Source organism: uncultured Planococcus sp., from assembly GCF_947501725.1.
GTDB lineage: Bacteria > Bacillota > Bacilli > Bacillales_A > Planococcaceae > Planococcus > Planococcus donghaensis_C.
Map to the genome: position 1 here is coordinate 25,190 of NZ_CANMXD010000017.1, position 25,766 is coordinate 50,955.

Here is a 25,766-nt window from a genome sequence, read left to right on the forward strand (position 1 = left end):
GTGCCTGTTCAGCTCTGACAGGCAAGAGATGGCTCAAACTATCTTTGAGCCATCTCTTTGCGACGAAGCACGAAGTGCTGCAGGAGCAATAAGGTTTTAGGCAGACCAGCAGAGTGGCGCTTTTTGCCACGTCGCTGGGTTGACTTATGACCCGAAGAGCTAGGCACTTGCAACTGGACAAAGAAAAGCGCAAGCAGCCGTTTAGCCTCGACAAGCGCTGGAAGCCTTACCGGTAATGGCGTTCTTTGCCATTGCTGGTAAGGCTGAAGCGACTCGAGAGGTTGGCTGCTGGAGCTGGACAAAGAAAAGCGCAAGCAGCCGTTTAGCCTCGACAAGCGCTGAAGAAAAAAAAGAAAACAAAAGAGACAATATCACCTAAAAAAATGCCCGACAGCTCAAAACTGTCGGGCATTTTTTCGTGTTCCTTCTATAATATTAGTTATTTTCTACAATCATTCCCATCTGCCGGGCAAAAGCTATAGCCTGCTCCGGAGATACCTTGCATCCCTGCAGTTTCTCAATCGACACTTGAATGCTGTCGAAGGTATTTGTACTTAAATCGATGCCTTTTAAGCTGGTTTCAGTGAAATTGATCTCATTCATATCGCACAGATGGAATTCACTGGTCTTCAACTCCATTTGGTAAAAGTCTGCAAAGCGCATAGAAGAAGAGACGAAACTCACAGTATTACATAAAGAAAAACCAAATGTGGTGTAATTTAAGATGCATTCCTCAAAAAGTGTATGGCGAATTCCTGCTTCAGCAAAATTGGTTCCCACTAGTTTCGAGTTTCGGAATTCCGTGCGGTGAAAGACGGCGCGGCTCAAATCCGCATTCGATAAATCACAATTCAAAAAAACGACATCAACAAATTCAGAGCGGGGCCAACTGGTCTCCAGGAAGTTAACGTTTTCAAAGACCACATTGTCGATATGAAGTGCTTCTTCAGCAATGAAATCTATAGTTTCCTGCGAAATCCTGCAATTGCTTATGTAATAATCATCTACGGCTGCTGTAAACGAGCGGGTTTCCAGTTCCGATGGGATAAGCGGTACCAATCTTTTGGTTTTCTTCATGACTCCTTATCTCTCCTCTTGGGTAAACAAAAGACCGCTTCGATAGCGAAGCGGTCTTTTATGTTGTTATTTATTTTTTCACTAATTCTTTTTCCAGGCATTTGTCAATGATTTCCGGCAAGTCAATGCGGTCTTCTGTCACTTCCGCTTGATACAATTTATTGTCATGCATGAACTTAAAGATACCATTATCGAAATCGGTACCGATTTCCTTAAAGAAAATCCCTTCAAGCTGACAGTTTTTCGATTGGGTGAAATTGATTTTGTAGCTGTCTCCATCTTTTACCAAGTAACAGCGTACACCTTTTTCAAATTCGTCCCCTTCAACGCCCTTCACTGTACGAGCCAATGAGACGACATGAAGATCAACAAACGGAATTTCACGAAGCAGCATATTCAGAAATGAACCTTTCGTAATTTCTTCCCATCTGCTTCTCGCGGTCTGCCCTATGACAATTTGCGTAATATTAAATTCGTGCGCCACTTCTGCAATCACTTTTGCAGAGGGGCGCTTTTCTTTATCACGAACAATAAACTCTTCAGCTTCGTATTCTTCAGCCAACTCTCTCCATCGCTCAATATAAGATGCTTTTTCAGCGTCAAATTCGTCAACGGATGTCGGATCCACCGTTAAAATGTACAATGGGCAATCCAGCATGGTGGCAAGTCTATTACCCCGGTTGATCAAACGTTCACCATTCGGTCCGTAAAAAACACATACCAGGATGCTTTCATCCATTCGTCCTCTGATTTTCTTCATTTATGTTCACCCCCCTGGGAATATAATTCATATCCTGACATTCAAAACTATGAAATTATACTTCTTCTTTTACAGAAAATCAAGGGTTTTAAACACTTTCAGATTTCCTGTTCAGAAAGAGCCCATGAGAATTTTCACGTCAGCGTAGGCTGGTCAATGAAAAAGCCATGGTTTTCCTGTATAATTTATATTGGCTGCTTTATGAGCCCTTATCATATCATATTGTAGGAAAAGCGAAACCTTTTACCCTCATTATATACCCGCTCTGTGATTTTTCCATTCACACTTGCTTTTCTATTCCAATAAAGGAGGTTCTGCTGTGTATTTATTGATTTTAGCCATTTTGATTCCTTTTATCGCTGCCGCCCTGATTCCACTCATACATAACCGGATAGGAGCCCTGCATATCGGTTGGCTGGTACTGCTCGTCCCACTCGTACTGTTTGCGATTTTTGCTGTACAAATCCCCGTTATCTCCAATGGCGACACCCTGATTCAGACAGTCAATTGGATCCCTTCGATAGGCATTAACTTTACAGCTTACCTTGATGGCCTCAGTTTGATCATGGCTTTGCTGATTACGGGTATGGGGAGCTTAGTAGTTCTCTATTCCATCTACTATTTATCACCATCCGATTCTTTCCCGCATTTTTACGCCTACCTGCTGCTGTTCATGGGCGCTATGCTCGGTGTGGTCCTATCTGATAATCTCCTTGTGTTGTACGTCTTCTGGGAATTGACCAGTATTTCTTCCTTCCTGCTGATCGCCTTCTGGTATCATCGCAAAAATTCCCGCTATGGTGCACAAAAGTCTTTATTGATTACCGTGTTCGGTGGATTGGGAATGCTGGCTGGATTTTTGATGCTGTATTCTATGACAGGCACTTTCAGCATCCGGGAAACTGCAGCTGTCATCGGCCAATATACAGACCATACGCTGTTTTATCCGGCGATGTTCCTGGTGTTGCTCGGCGCTTTTACCAAATCGGCACAATTTCCTTTCCATATCTGGCTGCCGGATGCGATGGAAGCACCGACACCTGTCAGTGCCTACCTGCATTCTGCCACCATGGTTAAAGCAGGGATCTATCTTGTCGCCCGCTTTACTCCAATTTTCGGCGGAACTGCCGAATGGTTCTGGACAGTCACGATTGTCGGACTCGTCACCTTATTCTGGGGAGCATTCTGCGCCGTCCGCCAGACCGACCTGAAAGCTTTGCTTGCCTATTCGACCATCAGCCAGCTTGGCCTGATCATGAGCCTGTTCGGTCTTGGCTCAGCAGCCCTTCATTTCGGCGATGGCGAACAAGGGGCGTTATATGGCTTAGCCATATTTGCCGCTTTGTTCCACATGGTCAACCATTCGACATTTAAAGGAGCACTTTTCATGGTGGTCGGCATCGTCGATCACCAGGTCGGAACACGGGATATCCGCCGTTTGGGCGGCCTGATGGCATTCATGCCCATTACCTTTACATTCGCTGTTATCGGCAGCTTCTCCATGGCTGGCTTGCCGTTCTTCAATGGCTTCCTGAGCAAGGAAATGTTTTTCACGGCCTCTGTCAATGCAGCCGGCCTCCCTATTTTTGGCGCTTCGGGCTGGGGCTTGCTGATTCCGGTCATTGCCTGGATCGCTTCCGTCTTCACTTTCGTCTACTGCATGATTATTGTGTTCCGCACTTTCTTTGGAAAACCTCCGCTAAAGAAGCTCGACAGGAAACCGGTAGAACCTTCAATAGGCATGCTCATCTCACCAGCCGTCCTTTGCGTGTTAATCATCGGCCTATTTTTTGTTCCTAATCTGCTGGGTGACCATTTGCTGAGACCAGCCTTGAATGGCGTTATTCCTGGCATTACTGGAGCCGCACCCGAGATTTACGCATGGCATGGCTTTAACACCGAATTATTTATGACTTTAGGAATTATCGTGGTTGGAACGCTTCTCTTCCTCACCTTCCGCAGCTGGTACAAAATCTTTCTCCTGCAGCCAGCAGGATGGACTTTTACTGCACTTTATAATTCTTTCCTGAAGGATTTGAAAAGAACAGCCAATTGGATTACTACTCATTATATGACTGGACACCTTCCAGCTTACTTTGCCTATATCTTTATTTTCTTTATCGTGGCATCTGGCGGCGCCCTAATTTTTACCGGCGCGTTATCCATAGACCTGTCGGCTGATTCACCAATCAGCATTTATGAGGGCATGCTGGTAGGAGCAATGGCAATCGCAGCTATAGGCATCCCATTCGCCAAGTCCCGACTTACAGCAATTTTACTGAATGGAGTATTGGGCTTCTCCATCGCCATTTTCTTTGTTCTGTTCCGCGCACCGGATCTGGCATTGACTCAATTGGTTATCGAAACGGTGACCACCGCCTTATTCCTGCTGTGCTTTAACTTTTTGCCAGAATGGAAAAAAGAAGATTCTACAAAACGGATAAAAATTCGGAATGGCGTTATTGCAATTGGCGCCGGAGTCACAGTTACGTTAATCGGACTGACCGTCAATAGCGGAAAATTATTTGACAGCATTTCAGGTTATTTCGAGAATTCCTATGAACTTGCAGGAGGAGATAATATCGTCAATGCGATTTTGGGGGATTTCCGCGCCTTCGATACCATGTTGGAATCACTTGTTCTGTTCATTGCCGGACTTGGCGTCTATACATTGATCCGCTTAAAGATTGGGAAGGGGTCGGGAAAAGATGAACATTAATGATGTGATTTTAAAAACTGTATCGAAAGCTGTCGTTTTGATTATTTTAACTTTCGGCATTTACCTGTTTCTTTCCGGCCACAATCAGCCGGGGGGAGGATTTATCGGCGGATTGGTGATTGCTTCAGCATTCGTGCTGATGTTTTTATCCTATGATTCGGAAACTGTCAGTGAGGCACTGCCTATTGATTTCAAGAAACTGTCCGCACTTGGCGTATTATTGGCCATGGTGAGCGGAATAGCTCCCATGTTTTTTGGCGGGACATTTTTGAGCCAGAGTTTCGGCTACTTCGATTTGCCGATTTTCGGCAAAACCGAACTTGCCACTGTCACCATATTCGAAGCCGGCATCGCCCTGACCGTCATCGGCGTTGTCGTGAATATTATTCTTAGTATAAGTGAGGATGAGTAGCCTGTGGAATCATTGATCATCGTTTTGGTCGGCGTCCTTACCACGGTCGCCATCTATCTTGTTTTATCCAAAAATGTAATACGTGTCATATTGGGGACTGCTATTTTGTCACATGCAGTCCATCTGCTGATCCTGTCGATGGGCGGCTTGAAACTGGGCACCGTCCCTCTGCTTGGCGAAGAAGCCGAAACTTACGTGGATGCATTGCCACAGGCATTGATTTTAACAGCAATCGTCATCAGTTTTGCTGTAACCGCCTTTATTCTCGTACTGGCCTATCGCGCTTATCAAGAGCTGGGAACGGATAATCTGGGAGCTATGAGAGGTTCTGATGATGAATAATATCCTGGTCTTTCCTATGCTACTTCCGATTATAGTCGGTGTACTATTGATTTTCCTCCGCACTTATGGCCGTATCCAAGCTTGGATCAGCATTGCTGCCATGGCAATAACTTCAGGCATTTCGCTTTATCTTTTGCAGCTGGTTCAAACCGACGGAATTATTCGTTTGGATTTTGGCGGATGGGAACCGCCTTTCGGCATTTTGTTCGTCGCTGATTCCTTTTCACTGCTGCTCGTTCTGACGACCAGCATCGTAACCGTCATCTGCCTAAGCTATGCACTGATTTCCACCAGTAAAGAATTGCAGACCATGTATTTCTATCCTACTGTGTTATTTCTTGTAGCCGGCGTCAATGGTTCATTTTTAACTGGTGATTTGTTTAATTTATTTGTTTGTTTCGAAGTGATGCTGTTGTCATCCTATGTATTGCTGACTTTGGGAAATTCCAAACGCCAGTTGCGCGAAGCCATCAAGTATGTGTCCATCAATATCGTTTCTTCCTGGTTCTTCCTGGTGGCCTTGGCTTTCCTGTATGGATCCGTGGGCACATTGAATATGGCGCATGTGGCTGAACGGGTTGCAGAGGTGGGCCAAACCCCTCTTTTGACCACCATCAGTATCGTCTTTTTGGTTGTTTTCAGCTTGAAGGCAGGTTTGCTTCTTTACTTCTGGCTTCCGGGTTCCTATAGTTCGCCGCCCATTGTCACGTCTGCCCTTTTTGGCGCATTATTGACGAAGGTCGGCATTTACGCCCTTTTCCGTGTCTTTTCACTGATTTTTCACCATCAGCCGGAAATTACGCACACCATTATCGGCATCATGGCAGCCCTCACCTTGATCGGGGGCAGTCTGGGAGCCATCGCCTTTAACGATATCCGCACTATTGCAGCTTATAACGTTGTAATTGCCGTCGGTTTTATACTCGTTGGGCTGGCCATCGCCACTCCAGCAGCTGTGGAAGGGGCCATTTACTATTTGATCCATGATATGGTCGCCAAAGCTTTGCTGTTCCTGCTGGTTGGTACAATGATTACACTGAGCGGCACATCGAAAATGGCAGGCATGAGCGGTCTCATGAAGAACTATCCGTTGCTTGGCTGGTCTTTCTTCATCACTATGCTGTCACTTGCCGGCATTCCTCCGCTCAGCGGTTTTATTGGAAAAGTCCTGATTTCTAGTGCAGCAATCGACAGCGGTTCTTATGTACTCCTGGCACTGGCACTCCTATCAAGTATTTTTGTGCTCTATTCATTGCTTCGTGTCTTTAAAAATTGCTTCTGGGGAGAAACCATTGTCAGCAAAGAAGAACAGCTGCCTTTGCAAAGAGGCGTGTTGATGCCTTGTCTGGCATTGGTATTCCTGACCATCGGCATCGGTTTGGGCACTGAAGGCATGTCGCCTTATGTCACGGATGCTGCTGAAACATTATTGAATCCCGGCATTTACATCGATGCCGTATTAGGTAAAATCCAATAAGTCCACTTACCATTGAAAGGAGTGAATTAAAGTGCCGGCGCAGTTCCTGTTGAATACCACCATTGCTTTGCTGTGGACGTTGCTCATGGATGAAGACGCTTTTTATATCACGACTTTTATAACCGGCTATTTGATTGGCATCGGAATCCTTTTTCTCATGCACCGCTTTTTCGGGAAAAAATTCTACTTATTGCGTGTCTTCTCCACCATTAAACTGCTGTTTATTTTCATTTCAGAGCTTTCCCAATCCAGTGTGCTGATCATGAAACAGATCTTGAGCCCAAAGCTGAAGATAAAACCTGGAATCTTCACCTATGAACATAGTATGGAAGGCGATTATGAATTGACTACACTGGCTCTCCTGCTGACCTTGACGCCGGGTTCTGTGGTAATGGAAGTATCACCCGACGGCAAGATTTTCTATATCCACGCAATGGATGTAGAGACTTCACGCGATTCTATACTGAAATCCATCAAGGTTTTTGAAAAAGCGATTATGGAGGTGACGAGAAATTGATCAATACGATACTGACGATCGCCTTATCCCTATTCATCCTGGCCATCATTCTGGCCCTTTATCGGATTATCCGCGGACCATCGATGCCGGACCGCGTAGTCGCGCTGGATATGATCGGTGTTAATTTGATTTCAGGAGTAGCCGTATTTTCAGTTGTTCTCAATACGCATGCATTTCTCGAAGTCATCCTGATTGTCGGTATTCTGGCATTTATCAGCACGCTTGCTTTAGCCCGTTTTGTTGAAAGGGGAGATATCGTTGAGCATAAACATGATCGGTGAATATTTCGGTGTTTTCCTCATTTTGATCGGAAGCGTCATGGCTGTGATCAGCGCCATCGGGATTCTCCGTCTGCCGGATGTCTATACGCGTTCGCACGCCGCCACCAAAAGCTCCACACTGGCAGTTCTGCTGTCCTTATTGGGTACCTTCATCTATTTCTGGGCGTCCGAAAACTTCATCAGCGTCAGGCTTTTATTGGGTATAACGTTTGTCTTTTTAACAGCTCCTGTTTCAGGCCATCTGATTACAAGGGCTGCTTACCGTTCAAATGTTAAATTGGCTGACTCTTCTACAGAGGATGCATTGGAAGAATTATTTAAGAAATAAAGAGAAACTTTTACCCCGCTTTAACGGCCAAGGGGAATGAAAGAGCATTGCCACTCCACCGAGTGCGGCAATGCTCTTTTTTTGCTAATAAAGAGAAACTTCAATCAGTGGGGGGGTTTCTTCATCCCCCACTGATTGTTAGTCCATCCAATCGGACTTTTACGGTCAGTGGACTCCCGCTTATAGAAGCGGGAGTCTTACTGCCCGTTAAAGCGGGATAAATCAAAAGTTTATGAATGCCTCCGCAGGGAATAGGAATAAAAAATAGAAATGAGGACGAACCCTCGATGGAAAATGTAAGAGACACTTTTAAAGAAGTTGCCGCTGCCATCCTTCCAGTCACTCTAGTCGTCATCATTCTGCAGGTAGTTTTTATCAGGATGCCTTTTGAAGCAGTGATCCAGTTTCTTATCGGCGTTCTTTTTGTCAGTATTGGCTTTTTCCTCTTTCTTATCGGTGTCAATGCAGGGCTTTTGCCTATCGGCGAAATGATCGGCAGAAGGCTGCCCAGCACAAAAAGTGCCGGATTCATTATTGCAACCGGATTTTTGCTGGGCATCGCAGTTACGGTTGCTGAGCCCGATGTCCGTGTTTTGGCCAAACAAATTGAAGAGGTGTCTGAAGGCACTGTCAGTGCAGCGATTCTTATCCTGTCCGTCTCCCTTGGTTTGGCTATCTTCGTGGCATTGGCCATGATCCGCACCATCTTTAGAATCCCCCTTCATTATTTACTCATCGGCGGTTACGCTTTAGTCTTTCTGCTGTCTTTCTTTGTCCCCGAAGCTTTCATTTCCATCTCCTTTGACTCAGGAGGCGTTACCACTGGGCCGATGGCAGTTCCATTCATATTAGCGCTCGGCATTGGTGTAGCCTCTGTACTGAGGTCAGAGGATGACAGTTCCGGTGAAAAATTCGGTTTAATCGGCCTGGCGTCCATTGGACCCATTCTGGCAGTTATGGTTTTGGGGGTGTTATTCAAGTGAATATTCACGTTTTCGAGGGATTTCAAACAGTGATGCTGGAAGTCAGCTTAGCGCTGCTTCCGCTTCTGGTTTTCTTCGCCGCATTTCAGATTTTCATGCTTAAGCTGCCTATGCAGCGTGTGCTGCAGGTGGGGCAAGGATTTATTTTGACCTTTTTCGGTCTTTCCTTTTTTCTTCAAGGTGTCCATGTCGGCTTTATGCCTGTCGGAACAATGATGGGAGAAACTATGGGAAGCTGGGATAACAAATGGCTGTTGATTCCAATCGGTTTCATTATTGGATTTGCTGCTACTTTTGCTGAACCCGCAGTCAGTATTATGACGGAAGAAGTCGACCAGGAAACCGGCGGATATATTTCCCGGAAAATGATGCTCTATACTTTGTCTACGGGAGTCGGCGTTTCCATCTCTTTGTCCATGCTGAGAATTTTAACTGACTGGTCATTATGGTACTTCATTCTCCCTGGTTACCTGCTCGCATTCATCCTTATATTTTTTTCAACTCAGACTTTCATTGGCATTGCCTTTGATTCCGGAGGAGTGGCAACCGGCCCAATGACCGTCACTTTTGTCGTTGCTGTCGCAGTCGGGATTTCAACAGCTATAGAAGGCAGCGATCCACTGACCGATGGATTTGGAATGATTGCGCTTGTTGCACTTACTCCAATCATCGCAGTACTGATACTGGGCCTAATTTTCACTAAAAAAGGTGGGGGAAAAACCAATGATTCTTAATCACAGGTTGATGATTGCCATCGTTAAAAGAGGTCATTCACGCGAAGTAATTGCCGCAGCCAAACATGCAGGGGTTGATGGCGCGACTATCATCTATGGCGAAGGCATCGGAAGAAACGAAAAGCCGACATTTTTAGGCCTACCGGCTACCCATGAAAAAGATGTAATTTTTTTCGCATTGGATGGCGATAATGAAAAAGCTGTAGCAGAAGCCGTCTCGGAAGCCGGAAAATTAGGGAAGCCCGGCTATGGCTTGGGCTTCACTGTACATTTAAGCAAATTGCTTGGCGTGCCGCATTTATCCGAACGTATGGATGACCGAAAAAGAAAGAGAGGTGCGACAGAATTGGAATCAGAATTGAAGGATTTTCAATTGATTGTAACGATTGTGAACTCAGGCGACTCGGCAGCAGTTGTTAAAGCTGCTGCCAAAGCCGGTGCTGAAGGCGGAACAATCCTGAATGGACGCGGGACAGGAGTTAATGAGCAGCAAAAGTTCATGAATTTTACAATCGATCCGGAGAAAGATGTCGTATTGACGCTTGTTCCAAGCAGCTATGCAGAAGAAGTGGTCAAGTACATCGAGCAGGCTGTCGATTTGAATGCTCCGGGCAAAGGCATCGCCTTTCTCCTGGATGTCGAAAAAGTTTTTGGAGTCAATCATTCTTCACTTGGCAACCTGGACCAATGATAAGAAAGTTGGATAAACAGGACGTCACACATAAATACCGAAAAAAACACCGGCAAGCCATGGAGGCTTGCCGGTGTTTTAAAGTTCTTAATATGGTTTAGCTTCATGGCCTTTTGCAGCCGCTCCTTGCGCTACTTTATTGGCAGCAGGTTGACCATATACTTTTGGCCCTGATTTTTTCATTTCTTCATTTGCTTTGATCTTTTGCTCCATATTCTCACGGACACGGCGGCCGTAATCTTCATCCGCCTGCGTGAAGTGATGGATCATTTCTTCCTGGATACGAGAATCGCATACTGATAATGCATCTCCAAGATTATTGATCAACTCATCGCGCTCCCAATCTTCAAAGCTGCGGTAAGTCTCACCTGCTTGTCCATAGTTATTGGTGCGATCAATTGGTGCTGATACCACTTTTGCGTTATATGCCGGTTCGTGAGCCGGCGTTTCGTTTGAATCCGCTTCTGCATAGCCGCCAAGAACAGATGGTTCATAGTTGATGGACGGATTTGAAGGGTTTTCGTCAGGATTTTTTACGTCCATTGCTCCACGCTGCTGATTGGTTGCCACACGCTTCTTCGGAGCATTGACCGGCAACTTCAGGTAATTGGCTCCAACGCGGTAACGCTGCGTATCAGAGTAAGAGAATGTGCGTCCCTGCAGCATTTTGTCGTCAGAAAAATCAAGACCGTCGACAAGGACGCCTGTTCCGAATGCTGACTGCTCAATTTCAGCATGATAGTCTACCGGATTGCGGTCCAATACCATCTTCCCTACCGGAAGGAATGGGAATTTATCCTGAGGCCATAATTTTGTATCATCCAGCGGGTCGAAATCCAATTCCGGATGTTCATCGTCGCTCATGATCTGGACGAACAATTCCCATTCCGGATAATCTCCGCTTTCAATCGCTTCATAAAGATCCTGCGTTGCATGCCCGACATTTTCAGCCTGGATCTCAGAAGCTTCTTTCTGCGTCAGGTTGCGGATGCCTTGCTTCGGTTCCCAGTGATATTTGACCAATACGGCTTCGCCTTTATCGTTGACCCATTTGTAAGTGTTCACTCCAGATCCCTGCATATGACGATAAGTTGCCGGAATACCCCATGGTGAAAACAGGAACGTGATCATATGGGTCGCTTCTGGTGAGCGGGCAACAAAGTCGAACATGCGCTGTGGATCTGCGACATTTGATGCTGGATCGGTTTTAAAGGCATGAATCATATCCGGGAATTTCATCGCATCACGGATAAAGAATATTTTAAGGTTGTTGCCGACTAAGTCCCAGTTGCCGTCTTCTGTATACATTTTAACTGCAAATCCGCGAGGGTCGCGATCGGTTTCCGGCGAATGCCTTGATCCTGCCACGGTCGAAAAGCGCACCATCAACGGTGTCTGTTTTCCTGCACCTGAAAATACTTTTGCGCGGGTATATTTTTCTATCGGCTCGTCGCCGACTTTGCCATAAGTTTCAAAATAACCAAATGCACCTGCGCCACGCGCATGGACAATCCGTTCCGGAATCTCTTCACGGTCGAAATGTGAGATTTTTTCAATGAAATGATAATTTTCAAGTGTTGCAGGGCCCCGGTTGCCGACAGTTCGCATATTCTGATTGTCTCTAATCGGATGGCCTTGACGATTCGTCAATGTTTCTTCATTTTCGCCTGTACCCATTTTCTTTTTCTCTTCATTATTCTCTTTCATGAATATCCTCCTCTGCAATGTGCTATCACCTTATACTTTTCCCACCTTTTCAAGAAAATAAACTCCCCATCAGCAAGTAATTGAAAAATTAGTTTATGAGTGGAGATAGACAAAGACAGCGTTATATGAAAAACTAAAGTAATGACAACTAGTAGAAAGCAGGGCTTTTAAATGAGTGTAGAATTAAAAGAAAAAGGGAGATGGGATCCCTTGATGGTATTTGCAAAAGTTTCAGCCGCATACCTCCTCTCCTTCTTCATGAAGAAAAAAAATGGAAAGAAAATCGCTTTAGTGGGAGGGAACCTTGGTGAAAAATATGAAGACAATGCTGCTGTTTACCATAAGTACTTGTTGAATAACCATAAAGACCAAGTGACGGCCTATTGGATGTACGATCCAAAGACTTCCTATGCTCAAAAGCAAAAAATCGAAAATGCAGTTCCACTTGGAAGCTTTAAAAATTATCTGCTTTTTTTCCGTGCAGACTACACGTTCCATGGACATTCTCTCCTTTATGACATTGTCCCAGCCGCCGATAAATTTCTTTTCCTTAACCGGAAAACCATCATTACCCATGTCAGCCACGGCATTGAGGGATTCAAGAAAATCCTGATCCAAAAAGAAGATGTTCCATTGTTGAAGCGTACTGATTACTTTAATTGTGCCTCTCAATACGAGTATGAACTAAAGCTCAATAAGTGGAAAATCCCCGAGCAGAAGCTGATTATAACCGGATTTCCACGCTTCGATCGTTATCCGCCGAATCAGCCTTCCACGGAAGTTAAAAATATTTTGATGATGATGACCTGGCGCGAATGGCTTTTTGACTTGACGAAAGAAGAATTTATCGACAGTGTTTACTTTAAGAGCACCGTAGGTTTATTGAAGCATGAAGGCATTCAAAAACTGCTGTCTGATCACGATCTCAAACTGAATATCGCCTTGCATCCTTTTATGAAAAAGTTTGAAAAGTATTTTACCGGTTTGACAGATAATGAACATGGCATCAGATTCCTGGACTTCAATCAGGAAACCATCGAATATTCAATCGATCACAACGATATGCTGTTGACGGACATCACGAGTGTCTCCTGGGATTTTCTTTACCTGAATAAACCCATTATTTTCTATATGTTCGATCAGCAAGAGTATTTGGAAAAAAGAGGGACTTACTTGAATATGGATACGGATTTATACGGTTATAAAGCAAATTCAATCGACCATGTATATGAGTACCTCAAGAAAATTATCGAGGAAAAAATAACATATAATGCTTGGTATCCAAAGGCAACTGACTATATCGATTACTTCGATCAAGACAACTGTAAACGCCTTACGAAGCGGGTCATGAACCTAAGATAGTCTTGCCTGATAGTTTCACGTGATAGTTTCACGTGAAACTATTCAGGAAACTTAATAAAGCTAAAAACACACTCGAATTGAGTGTGTTTTTTTATACTTCTATCTGCAGTTCAACCGGACAGTGATCCGATCCCCACACATCCACATGGATTTTTGCGTTGCTCAAATACGGCAGCAGCTTTTGGGAAGCGAGGAAATAATCGATTCTCCATCCGACATTCTTTTCACGGCAATTGGAACGGTACGACCACCAGGAATAGAAACCGGCTTTTTCCGGATGAAAATAACGGAAGGTATCCACAAATCCGCTGGCCAAAAATTGTGTCATTTTTCCGCGTTCCTCGGGCGTGAACCCTGAATTTTTCTTGTTAGCCTTCGGATTCTTTAAGTCGATTTCTTCATGGGCGACATTCAAATCACCACATAAAATAACAGGTTTGTGGGCTTCCAGCTTTTTCACGAACGATAAGATAGCATCTTCCCAGAGTAGACGATAGTCCAAACGAAGTAAGCCGTGCTGTGAATTTGGGGTATAGACCGTTACCACATAATGGCCTTCGAACTCCAATGCAATCAGCCGTCCCTCGGTATCATGTTCTTCCAATCCCAGACCGTATTGAATCGATAAAGGTTTTTGTTTCGTAAAGATCGCTGTACCTGAATAACCTTTTTTATGGGCATAATTCCAATATGTATAGTAGCCGGGTAAATCCATCTCTATTTGGCCTTCCTGCAATTTAATTTCCTGCAGGCAAAACACATCAGCATCTGCTGCTGCAAAGAAATCCATGAAGCCTTTTTTCATCACAGCTCGAAGTCCGTTGACATTCCATGAAATTAGTTTCAAAAATAACCCTTCTTTCTTTTCATAAACTAGTTTAATCACTCCCCGACCAGAACACAACAGATGAGCTACGCCCTGCTCCATTAAAGGAACCTTTATTCAGGAAGTCTTATTTGTTTCAGCTTAGAAAGTTGTATATGTTTAAAAATGTAAAATTTCTGTATTTTTTAAAACATTCTGCATCATTTTCAAACGCCTTCTTGTACAATGAAGTTATCTGACAAAGAGAAGCGGATCCTGGATAAATGCATGTCCATTGTTCGCTAAAGCAAGGCAAAGGGGATAGAACAATGAAAAAGTTTTCGAAAGAAGAAAAAAGCTGGGCTTTATACGATTGGGGGAGTTCCGCCTACTCCATCATCATCACGACAGCAGTTTTCCCCATTTATTATAAAGCATCTGCCACTGAAGCCGGTGTCAGTTTATCCGATTCGACGGCTTATCTGGGCTACACGATTGCGATTTTCACATTTATTTTGGCGATGATCGGCCCTATACTGGGAACCATTGCTGATTACCAGGGCATGAAGAAAAAGTTTTTTACCGCCTTTTTCCTGTTGGGCACCATCTCTACCGCCCTACTGGCATTTGTCCCAAGCGAAAACTGGCTATTGATGCTGATCTGTTATGTCTTTGCGGCTCTTGGAGCGACCGGTGCCAACTTATTCTATGACGCATTTATTGTCGATGTCACTACAGAAAAGCGGATGAACAGCGTTTCTGCCTTTGGCTACGGACTTGGCTACATTGGCTCAACCATCCCGTTTATCCTATCGATTGCTATCATCCTGCTGGCTCAAAATGGCGTATTGCCCATTTCTGCCACCGCTGCCAGCCGCATTGCTTTTTTGATTACCGCCGTTTGGTGGGCTTGCTTCTCACTTCCGATGTTCCGCCATGTTAAGCAAATCCATTATATTGAGCGAGAACCTAATCCTGTCCATCAAAGTTTTAAGCGGCTCGGAAAAACAATCAAGGAAATACGCCAGTATCGTGCGCTATTCCTGTTCCTGATTGCTTACTTCTTTTATATCGACGGAGTCGGCACAATCATTTCCCTCTCCACAGCATATGGGACTGATTTAGGGCTTAGCGCTACCAACCTCCTGATTGTCCTGTTTGTCACCCAGGTTGTAGCTGCTCCATTTGCCATCCTTTACGGGCGGTTGGCGAATCGGTTCACCGGCAAGAAAATGCTGTACGTAGGAATCTGCGTATATATCGTGGTCTGTATTTATGCCTTTTTCTTAGAAACCATTACAGACTTCTGGATCCTGGCTATGCTCGTCGCTACTAGCCAAGGTGGAATACAGGCACTCAGCCGTTCTTATTTCGGCAAGCTGGTACCAAAAGAAAATTCCAATGAATTCTTTGGTTTCTACAATATTTTCGGGAAATTCGCGGCAATCACAGGTCCCCTGCTCGTAGCAGTCACCTCACAAGTGACCGGCAATTCAAGCATGGGCGTATTCAGTCTGGTGATCCTATTCGTCTTCGGTCTCATCGTCCTGTCCCGCGTACCCGAACCAAAACCGCACGAGCCAGTAGATAAGGTGGCAGTTGAGTAGGAAAAGCGGAAGCAGCCGTTAAGCCCCGACAAGCGCTGGAAGCCTGACCGGTAATGGCGGTCTTTGCCATTGCTGGTCAGGCTGAAGCGACTCGAGGGGCTGGCTGCTGGAGTCTGGACAAGGAAAAGCGGAAGCAGCCGTTAAGCCCCGACAAGCGCTGGAAGCCTGACTGGTAATGGCGTTCTGTGCCATTGCTGGTCAGGCTGAAGCGACTCGAGGGGCTGGCTGCTGGAGTCTGGACATTGAAAAGCGGAAACGGCCGCTCAGCTCCGAAAGGCATAAGACGATCTGGCGAAGCGGCGTCCTTTGCCGCACAGCCAGAGTGGCTTATGACCCGAGGAGTTGGCCGTTGGAGCTGGACAAAAAGAAAAGCAGAAGCAGCCATCTAGCCCCGACAAGCGGAAACGGCCGCTCAGCTCCGACAGGCACGAGGTGGCTCAAAGTGCTGCAGGAGAGCAATAGAGTTTAGACGATTTGGTTAAGCACCCTAATCAACCCCAAATAAAAAGGTGTCCGCCAATCCATCTGGCGGACACCTTTTTGGGTATTAATTTTTATTTTTATCTTCAGCCTTTACAGTTACGCTTCCGGTGCTGTCTTTTTGGACAGATGCATCGCCAAGTTCAACAACTTCGATGCCGCCTTTTTCTTTATCGGCTTCCTTGTCGGCTTTTTTGATTTCTTTTTCTACTGCTTTTTCGGCTTTTTCATGTTCTTTTTCAGCCTTTTCTTGCTCTTTTGCTTCTTTTTGGACGACTTTTTCTTGTTTCTTCAACTCTTTTTCTTCCTGTTTTTCAACACGTTTTGCTTTAAGCTCATCAGCTTTACCTTTAGCTTTTTCAGTAATGCCGCTCGTCTTATCTTTTAGTTGATTGGCTTTTTCTTTCACTTGATCCATTGCGCCGCCTGAACTTTCATCGTTCTCGTCCTTAGAGCTGGCCGCCTTTTCTTTAACGATTTCCTGAAGTTCCTTACCGCTCTTTGGAGCGAACAATAGGCCAGCTGCTGCACCGATAACTGCACCGGTTGCTGCACCAGCTAAGAAACCGCCGCCTCCGCCGCTTTCTTTACGTTCAGCTTCTGTTGGCTGTGGCGCTTGGATTTTACCGCCGCGCACAAGGCGCTCTTCCACTTCTTCTACGATTTCGTAAAGCGTACGGCCTTTTGCTTCAACCAATGACACGCTCATGTGATAGTCAGCTAAATCTTCCTGATCTCTCACAACGATGACATCATAATCGGTTGAATCCGATTTATCTTCCAGCATCTCTGCTTGGTAACCTTTTTTCTCTAATGCTTCACGTACTGACGTAAATGGATGTTCGACTGCAATTTTCACCATGTTCTGTCCACTCCCTTTTCAAAAGTCTATATTTCACTGTTTCCCCTCAATTGCGAAATTATAAACTTCTTTCTAAAAATTCGATATTCTACTGCCAGATTTTTATTCTGTCCGTATTCATCAAGCGAGCAGCCAGAACAATGCCCAATATAGCACCGCTCAAGCTGGAAATGAAGAATGGGGGAATAAAAAATAATGCCCCAAATTCCGTACCCAGCAAAAGCTTGGCATAAGGTACGGCAACCAGGGAAGCGATTATTCCCGTACCCACTACTTCCCCTAAAGCAGCAATCCAGATTTTTCCGAACCTTGCATACATGAGTCCAGCCAGCAAAGCCCCGATCATTCCTCCAGGAAAAGCCAATAGAGATCCGGTCCCTGTCAAAATTCTGACGACACCCGTCAAAAAAGCGATCACTACCGCCGGACCTGGCCCAAAAAGAACGGCTGCGATAACATTGATGGCATGCTGGATTGGATATGCACGCGCGATTCCAGCAGGAAAATAAACAAAAGCAGAACCAGCCACTCCGATAGCGACGAACATCGCCATCAAGATGAGTTTTCTTGTCTTCATTTCCCTGCACCTTCTTTACAGGAAGCCTGGAAGGCAGCAATTTGTGCTGCAATATTTCCTGCTTCCGCTATAGCGGATATCACGGCAATCCCTGAAACACCGGATTGCCATACGTGTTTGGCATTATCGGGTGTGATTCCGCCGATCCCTACAATCGGCAAGTCAGGAAATTCATTTTTGACGAGTAGAATTTCTTTGACGCCGGCAGGTTTTTTCGCATCCGCCTTGGAGGTCGTCCCGAAGATCGGACCCATTCCGATATAATCCGCTCCGTCCTTCACAGCCGTTTGCGCTTCTTTCAGGGAGTGGACGGAAACGCCCAGAAGTTTTTCCTTGCCGATCATTTTACGGGTCTGTCCGGCAGCCAGATCTTCCTGCCCGATGTGCACCCCATCCGCTCCAATTTGGCATGCCAGTTCGACCAAGTCGTTGATGATGAATGGAACACCATATTCGCCGCATAGTTGTTGGCATTGTTCAGCGAATTCAACCAATGTTGCACCAGTCAAAGCTCCCTTCCCTTTTTCTCTCAACTGAAAATGGGTGATGCCGCCTTTCAATGCCGTCTCCAATACTTCCAACGGATTTCTTTTCCCCGAATTTCGGGATCCCATTATAAAATAGATGGCCGGTTTATCGGAAAACTTCAATGTTTGCCACCCCCCTATTTTTTTCAAGTCTTGCCTTATACGCTGCATGATTGGTTGGTCCATGTCCCGAACCGATATTCAACGGTTCACCGAGGGCAGCTTGGATAAATTGCTTTGCCATGTGGACAGCGTCCTGCAGTTCCTGTCCTCTGGCCAACTGTGCAGTCACTGCCGCTGCAAAGGTACAGCCGGTGCCATGTGTCTGATCAGTCTCAATCCGGGTTGAGCGGTACAGCACGGATTCTCCGTTATTCTGCAACAAGTAATCCTCTGCATATTGGGGATCGCTCCCATGTCCGCCTTTGATGACGACTGCCTCTGCTCCCAGCGACAAAATCTTTTCAGCAGCCTGCTGGCGGCTGAAGGGATCTGTGATTGCGATGCCTGTCAGCGCTTCCGCCTCCGGAATGTTCGGCGTTACCAGCAAAGCCAATGGCAGCAAGTGGACTTTAAGCGCTTCCACCGCCTCCCGCTGCAATAGATCGGCACCGCCCTTCGCAATCATCACCGGGTCTACTATCAGCTTTCCCCACCCATACTCTCGAACGGCCGCAGCAGTTTCTTTAATGATTTCCGGATTGAACAGCATGCCTGTTTTTACAGCCGCAATCTCAAAATCGCTGCCTACTGCCTCTAATTGCGCTTGTACAGCTTGAGACGACATTGGGTAGATGCCCGTAACTCCCGTCGTATTCTGAGCCGTCACGGCAGTTATTACCGATGTACCGTAGACGCCTAGCTCCTGAAATGTTTTCAGGTCAGCCTGGATGCCGGCGCCTCCTCCAGAATCCGATCCGGCTATCGTCAAAGTTTGTGGTATTTTACTCATAGCATTTCCTCCTGTAAATAGACATATTCTTTCACATCACTGTCCGTCAGCCTGGCAAGTTGATTAATGAAAGCGATTTGAAAATCACCTGGAAGAACTGCAGACTTCGCAGCCTCCTGTCCAGCAATCGCATAAAAGCGCAGCACATGGCCGACAGTCTTTAAAGGATCTTCTGGCTGGACTGCCAAGGCTGCAGCCACAATACTGCTGAGCAAGCAGCCTGTTCCCGTAATCGAAGCCATGATCGGATCACCAAAAGGAATTTCCGTTACACTTTTTCCGTCTGTGACAATATCCATTTTTCCAGTGACTGCGACTACCAACCCTAATTCCGGAGCAGTAGAGACGGCAAGCTCCCTGACGTCCAGGAGCCCTTCTCCGGCGTCAACACCTTTTGACTGCCACCGTTTCCCAGCTACAGCTGCAAGCTCTCCTGCGTTGCACCGAAGGACGCTGACGTCAACTGTGTCCAGAATTTCGCGGACCGCCTTCTTCCTGAAATTACTCGCCCCTGCTCCCACAGGATCCAGGACCACAGGTATTCCTATCCGATTGGCCGACTCTCCGGCAATCAACATACTTTTCAATGATTCCGCGTGTAAAGTTCCGATATTCAATGACAGTGCCTGCGACAATGCCGCAAGTTCCGCTGCTTCTTCAGGCGCTTCTCCCATGATCGGAGATGCACCGATCGCCAGCAGCCCATTGGCTTGAAAATTAGAAACGACATGATTGGTGATGCAATGGACAAGCGGATTTTCACTTCTTATCTGCTGAAGCATATTAGACACCTACTTTATCGACGGAATCTACAGACCAGGATTCTTTTCTCCAAGCCTGATCCCAAAAATTCCATTCATAATAGCTGCTCTTCCGGAAACGGTTTTTCAACTCCTGCCGGCGTGCTTCCGGCAGCCCTTCCGCCAGCCTGTCCATACGGGCAATCTGTTCGTTGACCAGTGCCCCAAACTCATCGGATCCATAAGTTGCGATCCACCGGTTGTAGATTGGATGATCGGGTTCCGCATTTTTCAAGCGCTCCCCAATTTCGTAATAAAGCCAATAGCAAGGCAAAATGGAAGCCAGCACATCCGCTAAATCGCCTTCGGATGAGCGGTACATATGCGATACATAGGCGTAAGCGGTCGGAGAAGGTTCAAACACAGCCCACTCTTCTTCAGTGACTTCGAGAATTTCCATGAACGATTCATGCAGCGCCAGTTCAGCACTGCAGGTATGTGCGGAATGGATGGCAAAACGCTGGGTGGTTTCCAGATCTGTGGCTTTGGCTGCGCCAATAGCCTGTACTTTCGCAAAATGAGTCAAATAATAAGCGTCCTGCATTACGTAAAAGCGAAATCTATCAATCGGCAAAGTCCCGTCTTCGATCCCTTTCACAAACGGGTGATCAAAACTTGCTTGCCACAGGTTGTCGCATTCTTTTCTTACTTCTCTACAAAATGTCATTTCTCCATCTCCTTTTTTCCACAAAACAAAAAACGCCGCTTCCCAGTAAAGGGAAGCGGCGTTTGCAGTCGATAATGGAAATAGCAGACGGTCGCCACTTCCCTCCGCTGGTATGATCCAGATCAGGTTCAAAGGGTCCAGGCTTATGCCCGTCTCAGCCGATATCCGGCTCCCCTAGTGGTGTTTTTTATTTGTGTTTTCGAAATCACTATATCATAGTTTCAGAAAATTCTACAGCTTTTATGCGTTTTCCTGTTTCGTCGTCAAAAAAGTGGACATGGCTCATATCAAAAGCAAGCGTCGCCGTATCGCCAGCTTCAATTGTTGTAGAAGCATCAATGCGTGCGATAAATTCCTGATCCGCATATACCGCATACAGGATTGTTTCAGCCCCTGTCAATTCGGAAACTGTAATGGTCGCTTCGAATTCACTCGCTGGGATACCCGACAGATCTTCGTTATTGACATGAATGTGTTCCGGCCGGATGCCTAAAATCACCGCCTTGCCATCATACCCTTCATTTCTCAGCATCGTCATTACAGATGAGGGTATATCAATCACTTTATCCCCCATCAAATAGGTTCCTTCATCAATTCTTCCTTCAAAAAAGTTCATGGCAGGAGAACCGATAAAGCTGCCGACAAACCGATTTTCCGGAAAATCATATACTTCTTTCGGAGAGCCGACCTGTTGGATCAACCCATCCTTCATAACCACGATCCGGCTGGCCATCGTCATGGCTTCCGTCTGGTCATGCGTTACATAAATAGTAGTGGTTTTCAGCCGTCTATGCAGTTTGGCGATCTCCGCGCGCATTTGGACCCGCAGTTTGGCATCCAGGTTGGACAGCGGCTCGTCCATCAGGAAGACTTTGGCGTCACGAACTATGGCGCGGCCAAGAGCTACACGCTGGCGCTGCCCGCCAGACAGCGCTTTCGGTTTTCTGTCCAAAAAATCTTCCAGGCCAAGAATCGCCGCAGCTTCATCAACACGACGCTTGATTTCCGCCTTTTTGAACTTCCGGAGCTTCAGTCCAAACGCCATGTTTTCATAAACCGACATATGCGGATACAATGCGTAGTTCTGGAAGACCATCGCAATGTCTCGTTCCTTAGGCTCTACCTCGTTCATCCGTTTGCCATCTATATGAAACTCACCTTCCGTTATTTCCTCCAAGCCGGCAATCATTCGAAGAGTGGTTGATTTGCCGCATCCTGAAGGCCCGACAAAGACGATGAATTCCTCATCTTTAATGTGGAGCGTGAAATTCGATACGGCGAGAGCGCCTTTGTCATACCTTTTTCCCAGATTATTAATTTCAATCTCTGCCATTTCGCATTCTCCTTTCCCGCTATTTTATTCTTAATTATAGTCAATTGTCGGTAAATTACAAATACATGTTGGAATTTCGAATAGAAGTGATGTATACTCCTTATTATCAAGATAATAGAATATTTAGTTAATAATTAATAAGTGAAATGGACTTCATTTAACTATGTTTCGTCGGCTCACGAGAATCACTTCGCAAGTCGAAGTTTTTCAGAATTTGTATCTTATTTTACAAAAAGGAGTGTCATCCAATGAAAAACATACGATTTTCCGTGCTTCTTCTGACAATCATGACTCTGATGCTAAGTGGCTGCGCCGGCTTCCAAACCAGTAACAATGAAGAAGCCAATGTAAACGACGAGGGCAAAACAGTCGTCGATTTCTGGTCTTTCTGGGGTTCTGAGCTCAGACGTCCCATCATTGACAAAATCGTTGCTGACTTCAATGAATCCCAGGATGAAATCGAAGTCAGACATACCTACAGTCCTTGGGGAGACATTTGGACAAAAGAGCTGGCTGCCATTGCAGCGGGCAATCCTCCTGATGTCGTGATCAATGATATCAATGCAACTGCAATACGTGGCAAAGAAAATCAGGCAATGAACCTTTCTGAATTCACTGATGGGGATTTCTCCGAAAAATTCTATCCTGAACTTTGGGAAGCGACACTTTATGAAGGCGATTCTTACGGCATTCCCTTCAATACCGATACACGCGTCCTTTTTTATAACAAAGACGCCTTTGAAGAAGTTGGTCTCGATCCCGAAGATCCGCCTGAAACATGGGCTGAATTGGAAGAATACGCAACTAAGTTGGATGTGAAGGAAAATGGTGAGTATGACCGCCTTGGCTTCTATCCTCTTTGGGGAGTAGGCTACGATGTCTGGCTGTTGAATGCCAATGGCCAAAACTACTTCGGCGAAGACAACAATACAGATACAGTCAATATCAATACAGAAAGAAATGTTGAAGTTTTGAATTGGCTGAAATCATGGAGAGATAGAATCGGGGAAAATACAGTCAATTCATTCCAGGCGCAAATCGACAGTCAGCAGGGAAACCCTTTCTTCAGCGGTGATTTGGCTATGATTGTGCAACAGCCCACATTCTATCAGCAAATCAGCGAGTATGCGGAAGACTTGAATTTCGGTGCGGTGCAGCTTCCTGAATACGAACCTGGCAGCGGCCACACGAGTTGGGGCGGCGGCTTCGTAGCTGAAATCCCTGAAGGCTCAAGCGATCCGGAAGCGGCGTGGGAGTTTATTGAATATCTGACAGATAAAGAAGCACAGACGTACTGGGCAGTGGAGAACTTCGATAATGTAGCCAATATCGAAGCAGCAGAAGCAGCTACAGAATCCGATGAGTTGACGGAAGAAGGCCAGATGGTCTATCAGATTGCGGTTGAAAGCATGGAAGATACTTTGTTTACACCGGCTCCCGTGGAAGCACCAGGGTTCTACAATTACATCAATCCGCAAGTCGATGAATTCTTCCTCGGTCAAAAGACCGCCGAAGAAGCACTTGCACAAGCGGAAGAGGATGTAAAAAATTTAATCGAGGAAAACCAGTGAGCTAGGAGGAAATCCTATGGGAAAAAGAAAATTGACCATGAGGCGTAAGGAAGGCATATACGGCTATATTTTCATTTTGCCGTTTATTGTCGGATTCTTCGCTTTCACTGCCGGGCCTTTACTGTTTTCTTTAGCAGGAAGCTTCACAGATTATAATATTACATCACAGATGAATTTCACCGGAGTGGAAAACTACCAATCGCTCATCATGGAAGATGGTCTTTTTCGGACTTCCCTTTGGAATACAATTTATTACGTGGCGTTTTCCGTCCCTCTGACAACAATAGGCGCTATTTTTATTTCTTCACTGTTGAATCAGAACGTTCCGGGCATCCGTTATTTCCGGACCCTGTATTATTTGCCAGCTGTACTGTCAGGTGTCGGCGTCTACCTGCTTTGGATGCAATTGCTTGAGCCTGGAACCGGGATGGTCAATCTCATTCTTGGCTGGGTCGGCATCGACGGTCCAAACTGGCTGTATGATCCGGATTGGACCAAGCCTTCCTTAATTTTGATGAAACTTTGGAGTGTCGGCGGATCCATGCTCCTCTATCTTGCCAGTATGCAGGGGGTTTCAAAAAACCTCTATGAAGCAGCTGAAATTGATGGGGCGAGCAGATTGCGCCAATTTTTCCATATTACAATTCCCATGATCACTCCGGTTATATTTTTCGATGTTGTCACCAGCACGATCGGAGGCTTCCAAATTTTCCAGGAAGCCTATATCATGTCAGGAAACGGAGAAGGCGGACCTGCAAATTCCTTGCTGTTCTACAACCTTTATATGTGGAACCAGGCCTTCGAGAATTTCAACATGGGTTATGCCATGGCAATGTCCTGGATTTTATTTGTTATCGTCTTTGTTTTGACAATCATCAACCTGAAGCTGGCTCCTCGCTGGGTACATTACGAAGGGGAGGAGAAATAAATGGCTAAAACCAATGAAGAAACCAAGTATCTTGATGAACAGGATAAACTCGAAAGTCAATTTGTCCCCAACACAAAACTACGCTACATGGAACACCGCGGAAACCGGAATAATATGTGGCGGATATTCAATTTCGTCTTGCTGGCTGCAGGAAGCCTGCTGATCCTGTCACCCCTTTGGTGGATGTTTGCCACTTCACTGAAAACCATGGCAGAAGTCATGTCCTATCCGCCGTCCTTCTTCCCGGAATCCTGGGAATGGACCAATTATATACGCGCCTGGAATGCTGCACCTTTCACCACCTATACCATCAACACAATTACAATTACGACCTTTGTGGTGATCGGCAGTGTCGTGGCGAATTCGTTCATTGCTTACGGTTTTGCCAAGATACCTTTTCGGGGCAAGAGCATTTGGTTCGCCATTGTTCTGTCGACCATGATGATTCCAGGATTTGTAACGCTCATTCCGCAATACATCCTATTTTCCAACTTGGGCTGGGTCAACACGTATTACCCGTTGATTGTCCCACATTTCTTTGGAAGCGCATTTTACATTTTCCTCCTCCGGCAATTCTATATGACTATTCCAACTGAATTGATTGAAGCCGCTAAAATGGAAGGGGCAAGCCATTTCTATATCTGGTGGAAAATCGGCCTTCCTTTAACAAAACCAGCACTTGCAACTGTTGCAATTTTCTCGTTCAACGGTGCTTGGAATGATTTCCTCGGACCGTTGCTTTACTTAAACGATGAAAATCTCTATACCCTGCAGCTTGGGCTTGCAGTATTTAAAGGACAGCTCAGTACACAATGGAATTACCTGATGGCCGGATCGCTTCTCGTGCTCCTTCCCGTCATTCTGCTGTTCTTTTTTTTCCAGAAATACTTTATCCAAGGAATCAACCTGTCGTCTGGCGGGAAATAAGAAAAGCGGAAGCAGCCGTTCAGCTCCGAAAGACATAAGACAGGCTGGTGAAGCGGCATGTTTTCAGCCGCATAACCAGATTGGCTTATGATCCGAGGAGTTGGCTGCTGGAGTCTGGACAATAAGAAAAGCGGAAGCGCCCGTGTAGTTCCGACAAGCGCTGGAAGCCTTACCGGTGATGGCGATCTTTGCCATCGCGGGTAAGGCTGAAGCGACTCGAGGGACTGGGCGCTGGAGTCTGGACAATAAGAAAAGCGCAAGCGGCCGTTCAGCTCCGAAAGACATAAGACAGGCTGGTGAAGCGGCATGTTTTCAGCCGCATAACCAGATTGGCTTATGA

Annotated in this window: 27 protein-coding genes and 1 riboswitch; of the genes, 16 read left to right on the forward strand and 11 right to left on the reverse strand. The window is 45.8% G+C overall.

Features of this window, described 5'->3' with window-relative positions; all coding sequences use genetic code 11:
• Positions 1-435 precede the first annotated feature (435 nt).
• Both Q0785_RS19155 and Q0785_RS19160 read right to left on the reverse strand, forming a co-directional pair.
• Positions 436-1,077, reverse strand: coding sequence for a pentapeptide repeat-containing protein (locus Q0785_RS19155; RefSeq protein ID WP_298834053.1), 642 nt, complete (start codon positions 1,075-1,077; stop codon positions 436-438).
• Positions 1,078-1,147: 70 nt separating this feature from the next.
• Entirely contained in the window at positions 1,148-1,837 is a 690-nt protein-coding gene (locus Q0785_RS19160; RefSeq protein ID WP_298834054.1) for a universal stress protein, read from the reverse strand.
• Between the two features lie 319 nt (positions 1,838-2,156).
• Here Q0785_RS19160 and Q0785_RS19165 point away from each other — a divergent pair, with 319 nt between their 5' ends.
• From Q0785_RS19165 to Q0785_RS19210, 10 genes are all read left to right on the forward strand, one after another.
• Complete coding sequence (locus Q0785_RS19165; RefSeq protein WP_298834057.1) at positions 2,157-4,556, forward strand: Na+/H+ antiporter subunit A; 2,400 nt, start codon at positions 2,157-2,159, stop codon at positions 4,554-4,556.
• A complete protein-coding gene (locus Q0785_RS19170) occupies positions 4,546-4,968 on the forward strand; it encodes a Na(+)/H(+) antiporter subunit B (RefSeq protein ID WP_298834060.1) in 423 nt (140 codons plus the stop codon). Before Q0785_RS19165 ends, Q0785_RS19170 begins: the two co-directional genes overlap by 11 nt.
• 3 nt (positions 4,969-4,971) lie before the next feature.
• Positions 4,972-5,310: a Na(+)/H(+) antiporter subunit C gene (locus Q0785_RS19175; RefSeq protein WP_298834063.1), complete on the forward strand. Its 339-nt coding sequence runs from the start codon at positions 4,972-4,974 to the stop codon at positions 5,308-5,310.
• The gene (locus Q0785_RS19180; RefSeq protein WP_298834125.1) at positions 5,303-6,787 is read left to right on the forward strand and encodes a Na+/H+ antiporter subunit D; all 1,485 of its coding nucleotides are present in this window, start codon (positions 5,303-5,305) and stop codon (positions 6,785-6,787) included. Before Q0785_RS19175 ends, Q0785_RS19180 begins: the two co-directional genes overlap by 8 nt.
• A 31-nt stretch (positions 6,788-6,818) precedes the next feature.
• Complete coding sequence (locus Q0785_RS19185; RefSeq protein ID WP_298834065.1) at positions 6,819-7,304, forward strand: Na+/H+ antiporter subunit E; 486 nt, start codon at positions 6,819-6,821, stop codon at positions 7,302-7,304.
• Positions 7,301-7,585 carry a Na(+)/H(+) antiporter subunit F1 gene (locus Q0785_RS19190; RefSeq protein WP_191714880.1) on the forward strand — a complete coding sequence of 95 codons (285 nt, stop codon included), beginning with the start codon at positions 7,301-7,303 and terminating at the stop codon, positions 7,583-7,585. Before Q0785_RS19185 ends, Q0785_RS19190 begins: the two co-directional genes overlap by 4 nt.
• The gene (locus Q0785_RS19195) at positions 7,563-7,913 is read left to right on the forward strand and encodes a Na+/H+ antiporter subunit G (protein WP_298834071.1); all 351 of its coding nucleotides are present in this window, start codon (positions 7,563-7,565) and stop codon (positions 7,911-7,913) included. The genes Q0785_RS19190 and Q0785_RS19195 overlap by 23 nt, the downstream gene beginning before the upstream one ends.
• Positions 7,914-8,200: 287 nt before the next feature.
• Positions 8,201-8,896: a DUF1538 domain-containing protein gene (locus Q0785_RS19200; RefSeq protein WP_298834076.1), complete on the forward strand. Its 696-nt coding sequence runs from the start codon at positions 8,201-8,203 to the stop codon at positions 8,894-8,896.
• Positions 8,893-9,630: a DUF1538 domain-containing protein gene (locus Q0785_RS19205; protein ID WP_298834079.1), complete on the forward strand. Its 738-nt coding sequence runs from the start codon at positions 8,893-8,895 to the stop codon at positions 9,628-9,630. Before Q0785_RS19200 ends, Q0785_RS19205 begins: the two co-directional genes overlap by 4 nt.
• The gene (locus tag Q0785_RS19210) at positions 9,620-10,321 is read left to right on the forward strand and encodes a P-II family nitrogen regulator (protein WP_298834082.1); all 702 of its coding nucleotides are present in this window, start codon (positions 9,620-9,622) and stop codon (positions 10,319-10,321) included. Before Q0785_RS19205 ends, Q0785_RS19210 begins: the two co-directional genes overlap by 11 nt.
• Before the next feature lie 87 nt (positions 10,322-10,408).
• Here Q0785_RS19210 and Q0785_RS19215 read toward each other — a convergent pair whose 3' ends face one another.
• Positions 10,409-12,028, reverse strand: coding sequence for a catalase (locus Q0785_RS19215; protein ID WP_298834085.1), 1,620 nt, complete (start codon positions 12,026-12,028; stop codon positions 10,409-10,411).
• A 171-nt stretch (positions 12,029-12,199) separates the two neighbouring features.
• On the opposite strand from Q0785_RS19215, the gene Q0785_RS19220 reads away from it, so the two are divergent.
• Positions 12,200-13,390 carry a CDP-glycerol glycerophosphotransferase family protein gene (locus Q0785_RS19220; protein WP_298834089.1) on the forward strand — a complete coding sequence of 397 codons (1,191 nt, stop codon included), beginning with the start codon at positions 12,200-12,202 and terminating at the stop codon, positions 13,388-13,390.
• 91 nt (positions 13,391-13,481) lie between these two features.
• Here Q0785_RS19220 and Q0785_RS19225 read toward each other — a convergent pair whose 3' ends face one another.
• A complete protein-coding gene (locus tag Q0785_RS19225) occupies positions 13,482-14,237 on the reverse strand; it encodes an exodeoxyribonuclease III (RefSeq protein WP_298834092.1) in 756 nt (251 codons plus the stop codon).
• A gap of 287 nt (positions 14,238-14,524) precedes the next feature.
• Between Q0785_RS19225 and Q0785_RS19230 the strand changes: the two genes are divergently transcribed.
• Entirely contained in the window at positions 14,525-15,802 is a 1,278-nt protein-coding gene (locus Q0785_RS19230) for an MFS transporter (protein WP_298834095.1), read from the forward strand.
• 547 nt (positions 15,803-16,349) lie between these two features.
• On the opposite strand, the gene Q0785_RS19235 is transcribed toward Q0785_RS19230, so the two are convergent.
• From Q0785_RS19235 to ugpC, 7 genes are all read right to left on the reverse strand, one after another.
• Entirely contained in the window at positions 16,350-17,144 is a 795-nt protein-coding gene (locus Q0785_RS19235) for a YkuS family protein (protein ID WP_298834098.1), read from the reverse strand.
• A gap of 88 nt (positions 17,145-17,232) precedes the next feature.
• Positions 17,233-17,721, reverse strand: a complete 489-nt coding sequence (gene thiW, locus Q0785_RS19240; RefSeq protein ID WP_298834101.1) for an energy coupling factor transporter S component ThiW — start codon at positions 17,719-17,721, stop codon at positions 17,233-17,235.
• On the reverse strand, positions 17,718-18,371 hold the full coding sequence (gene thiE / locus Q0785_RS19245; RefSeq protein ID WP_298834104.1) for a thiamine phosphate synthase: 654 nt from the start codon (positions 18,369-18,371) through the stop codon (positions 17,718-17,720). Before thiE ends, thiW begins: the two co-directional genes overlap by 4 nt.
• Positions 18,355-19,200: a bifunctional hydroxymethylpyrimidine kinase/phosphomethylpyrimidine kinase gene (gene thiD, locus Q0785_RS19250; RefSeq protein WP_298834107.1), complete on the reverse strand. Its 846-nt coding sequence runs from the start codon at positions 19,198-19,200 to the stop codon at positions 18,355-18,357. Before thiD ends, thiE begins: the two co-directional genes overlap by 17 nt.
• Positions 19,197-19,982 carry a hydroxyethylthiazole kinase gene (gene thiM, locus Q0785_RS19255; protein ID WP_298834110.1) on the reverse strand — a complete coding sequence of 262 codons (786 nt, stop codon included), beginning with the start codon at positions 19,980-19,982 and terminating at the stop codon, positions 19,197-19,199. Before thiM ends, thiD begins: the two co-directional genes overlap by 4 nt.
• 1 nt (position 19,983) lies before the next feature.
• Entirely contained in the window at positions 19,984-20,667 is a 684-nt protein-coding gene (tenA, locus tag Q0785_RS19260; RefSeq protein WP_298834113.1) for a thiaminase II, read from the reverse strand.
• An 82-nt stretch (positions 20,668-20,749) separates the two neighbouring features.
• Positions 20,750-20,853: riboswitch (TPP riboswitch) on the reverse strand.
• Positions 20,854-20,875: 22 nt separating this feature from the next.
• Positions 20,876-22,000 carry a sn-glycerol-3-phosphate ABC transporter ATP-binding protein UgpC gene (gene ugpC, locus Q0785_RS19265; protein WP_298834116.1) on the reverse strand — a complete coding sequence of 375 codons (1,125 nt, stop codon included), beginning with the start codon at positions 21,998-22,000 and terminating at the stop codon, positions 20,876-20,878.
• Between the two features lie 248 nt (positions 22,001-22,248).
• Between ugpC and Q0785_RS19270 the strand changes: the two genes are divergently transcribed.
• From Q0785_RS19270 to Q0785_RS19285, 4 genes are all read left to right on the forward strand, one after another.
• Positions 22,249-23,571 carry an ABC transporter substrate-binding protein gene (locus Q0785_RS19270; protein ID WP_298834118.1) on the forward strand — a complete coding sequence of 441 codons (1,323 nt, stop codon included), beginning with the start codon at positions 22,249-22,251 and terminating at the stop codon, positions 23,569-23,571.
• 16 nt (positions 23,572-23,587) lie between these two features.
• Complete coding sequence (locus Q0785_RS19275; protein ID WP_298834121.1) at positions 23,588-24,499, forward strand: sugar ABC transporter permease; 912 nt, start codon at positions 23,588-23,590, stop codon at positions 24,497-24,499.
• Positions 24,500-25,426, forward strand: a complete 927-nt coding sequence (locus Q0785_RS19280; protein ID WP_366522852.1) for a carbohydrate ABC transporter permease — start codon at positions 24,500-24,502, stop codon at positions 25,424-25,426.
• Positions 25,427-25,601: 175 nt separating this feature from the next.
• Positions 25,602-25,766 (forward strand): hypothetical protein, encoded by a 165-nt coding sequence (locus tag Q0785_RS19285; RefSeq protein ID WP_298834123.1) that lies wholly within the window; start codon positions 25,602-25,604, stop codon positions 25,764-25,766.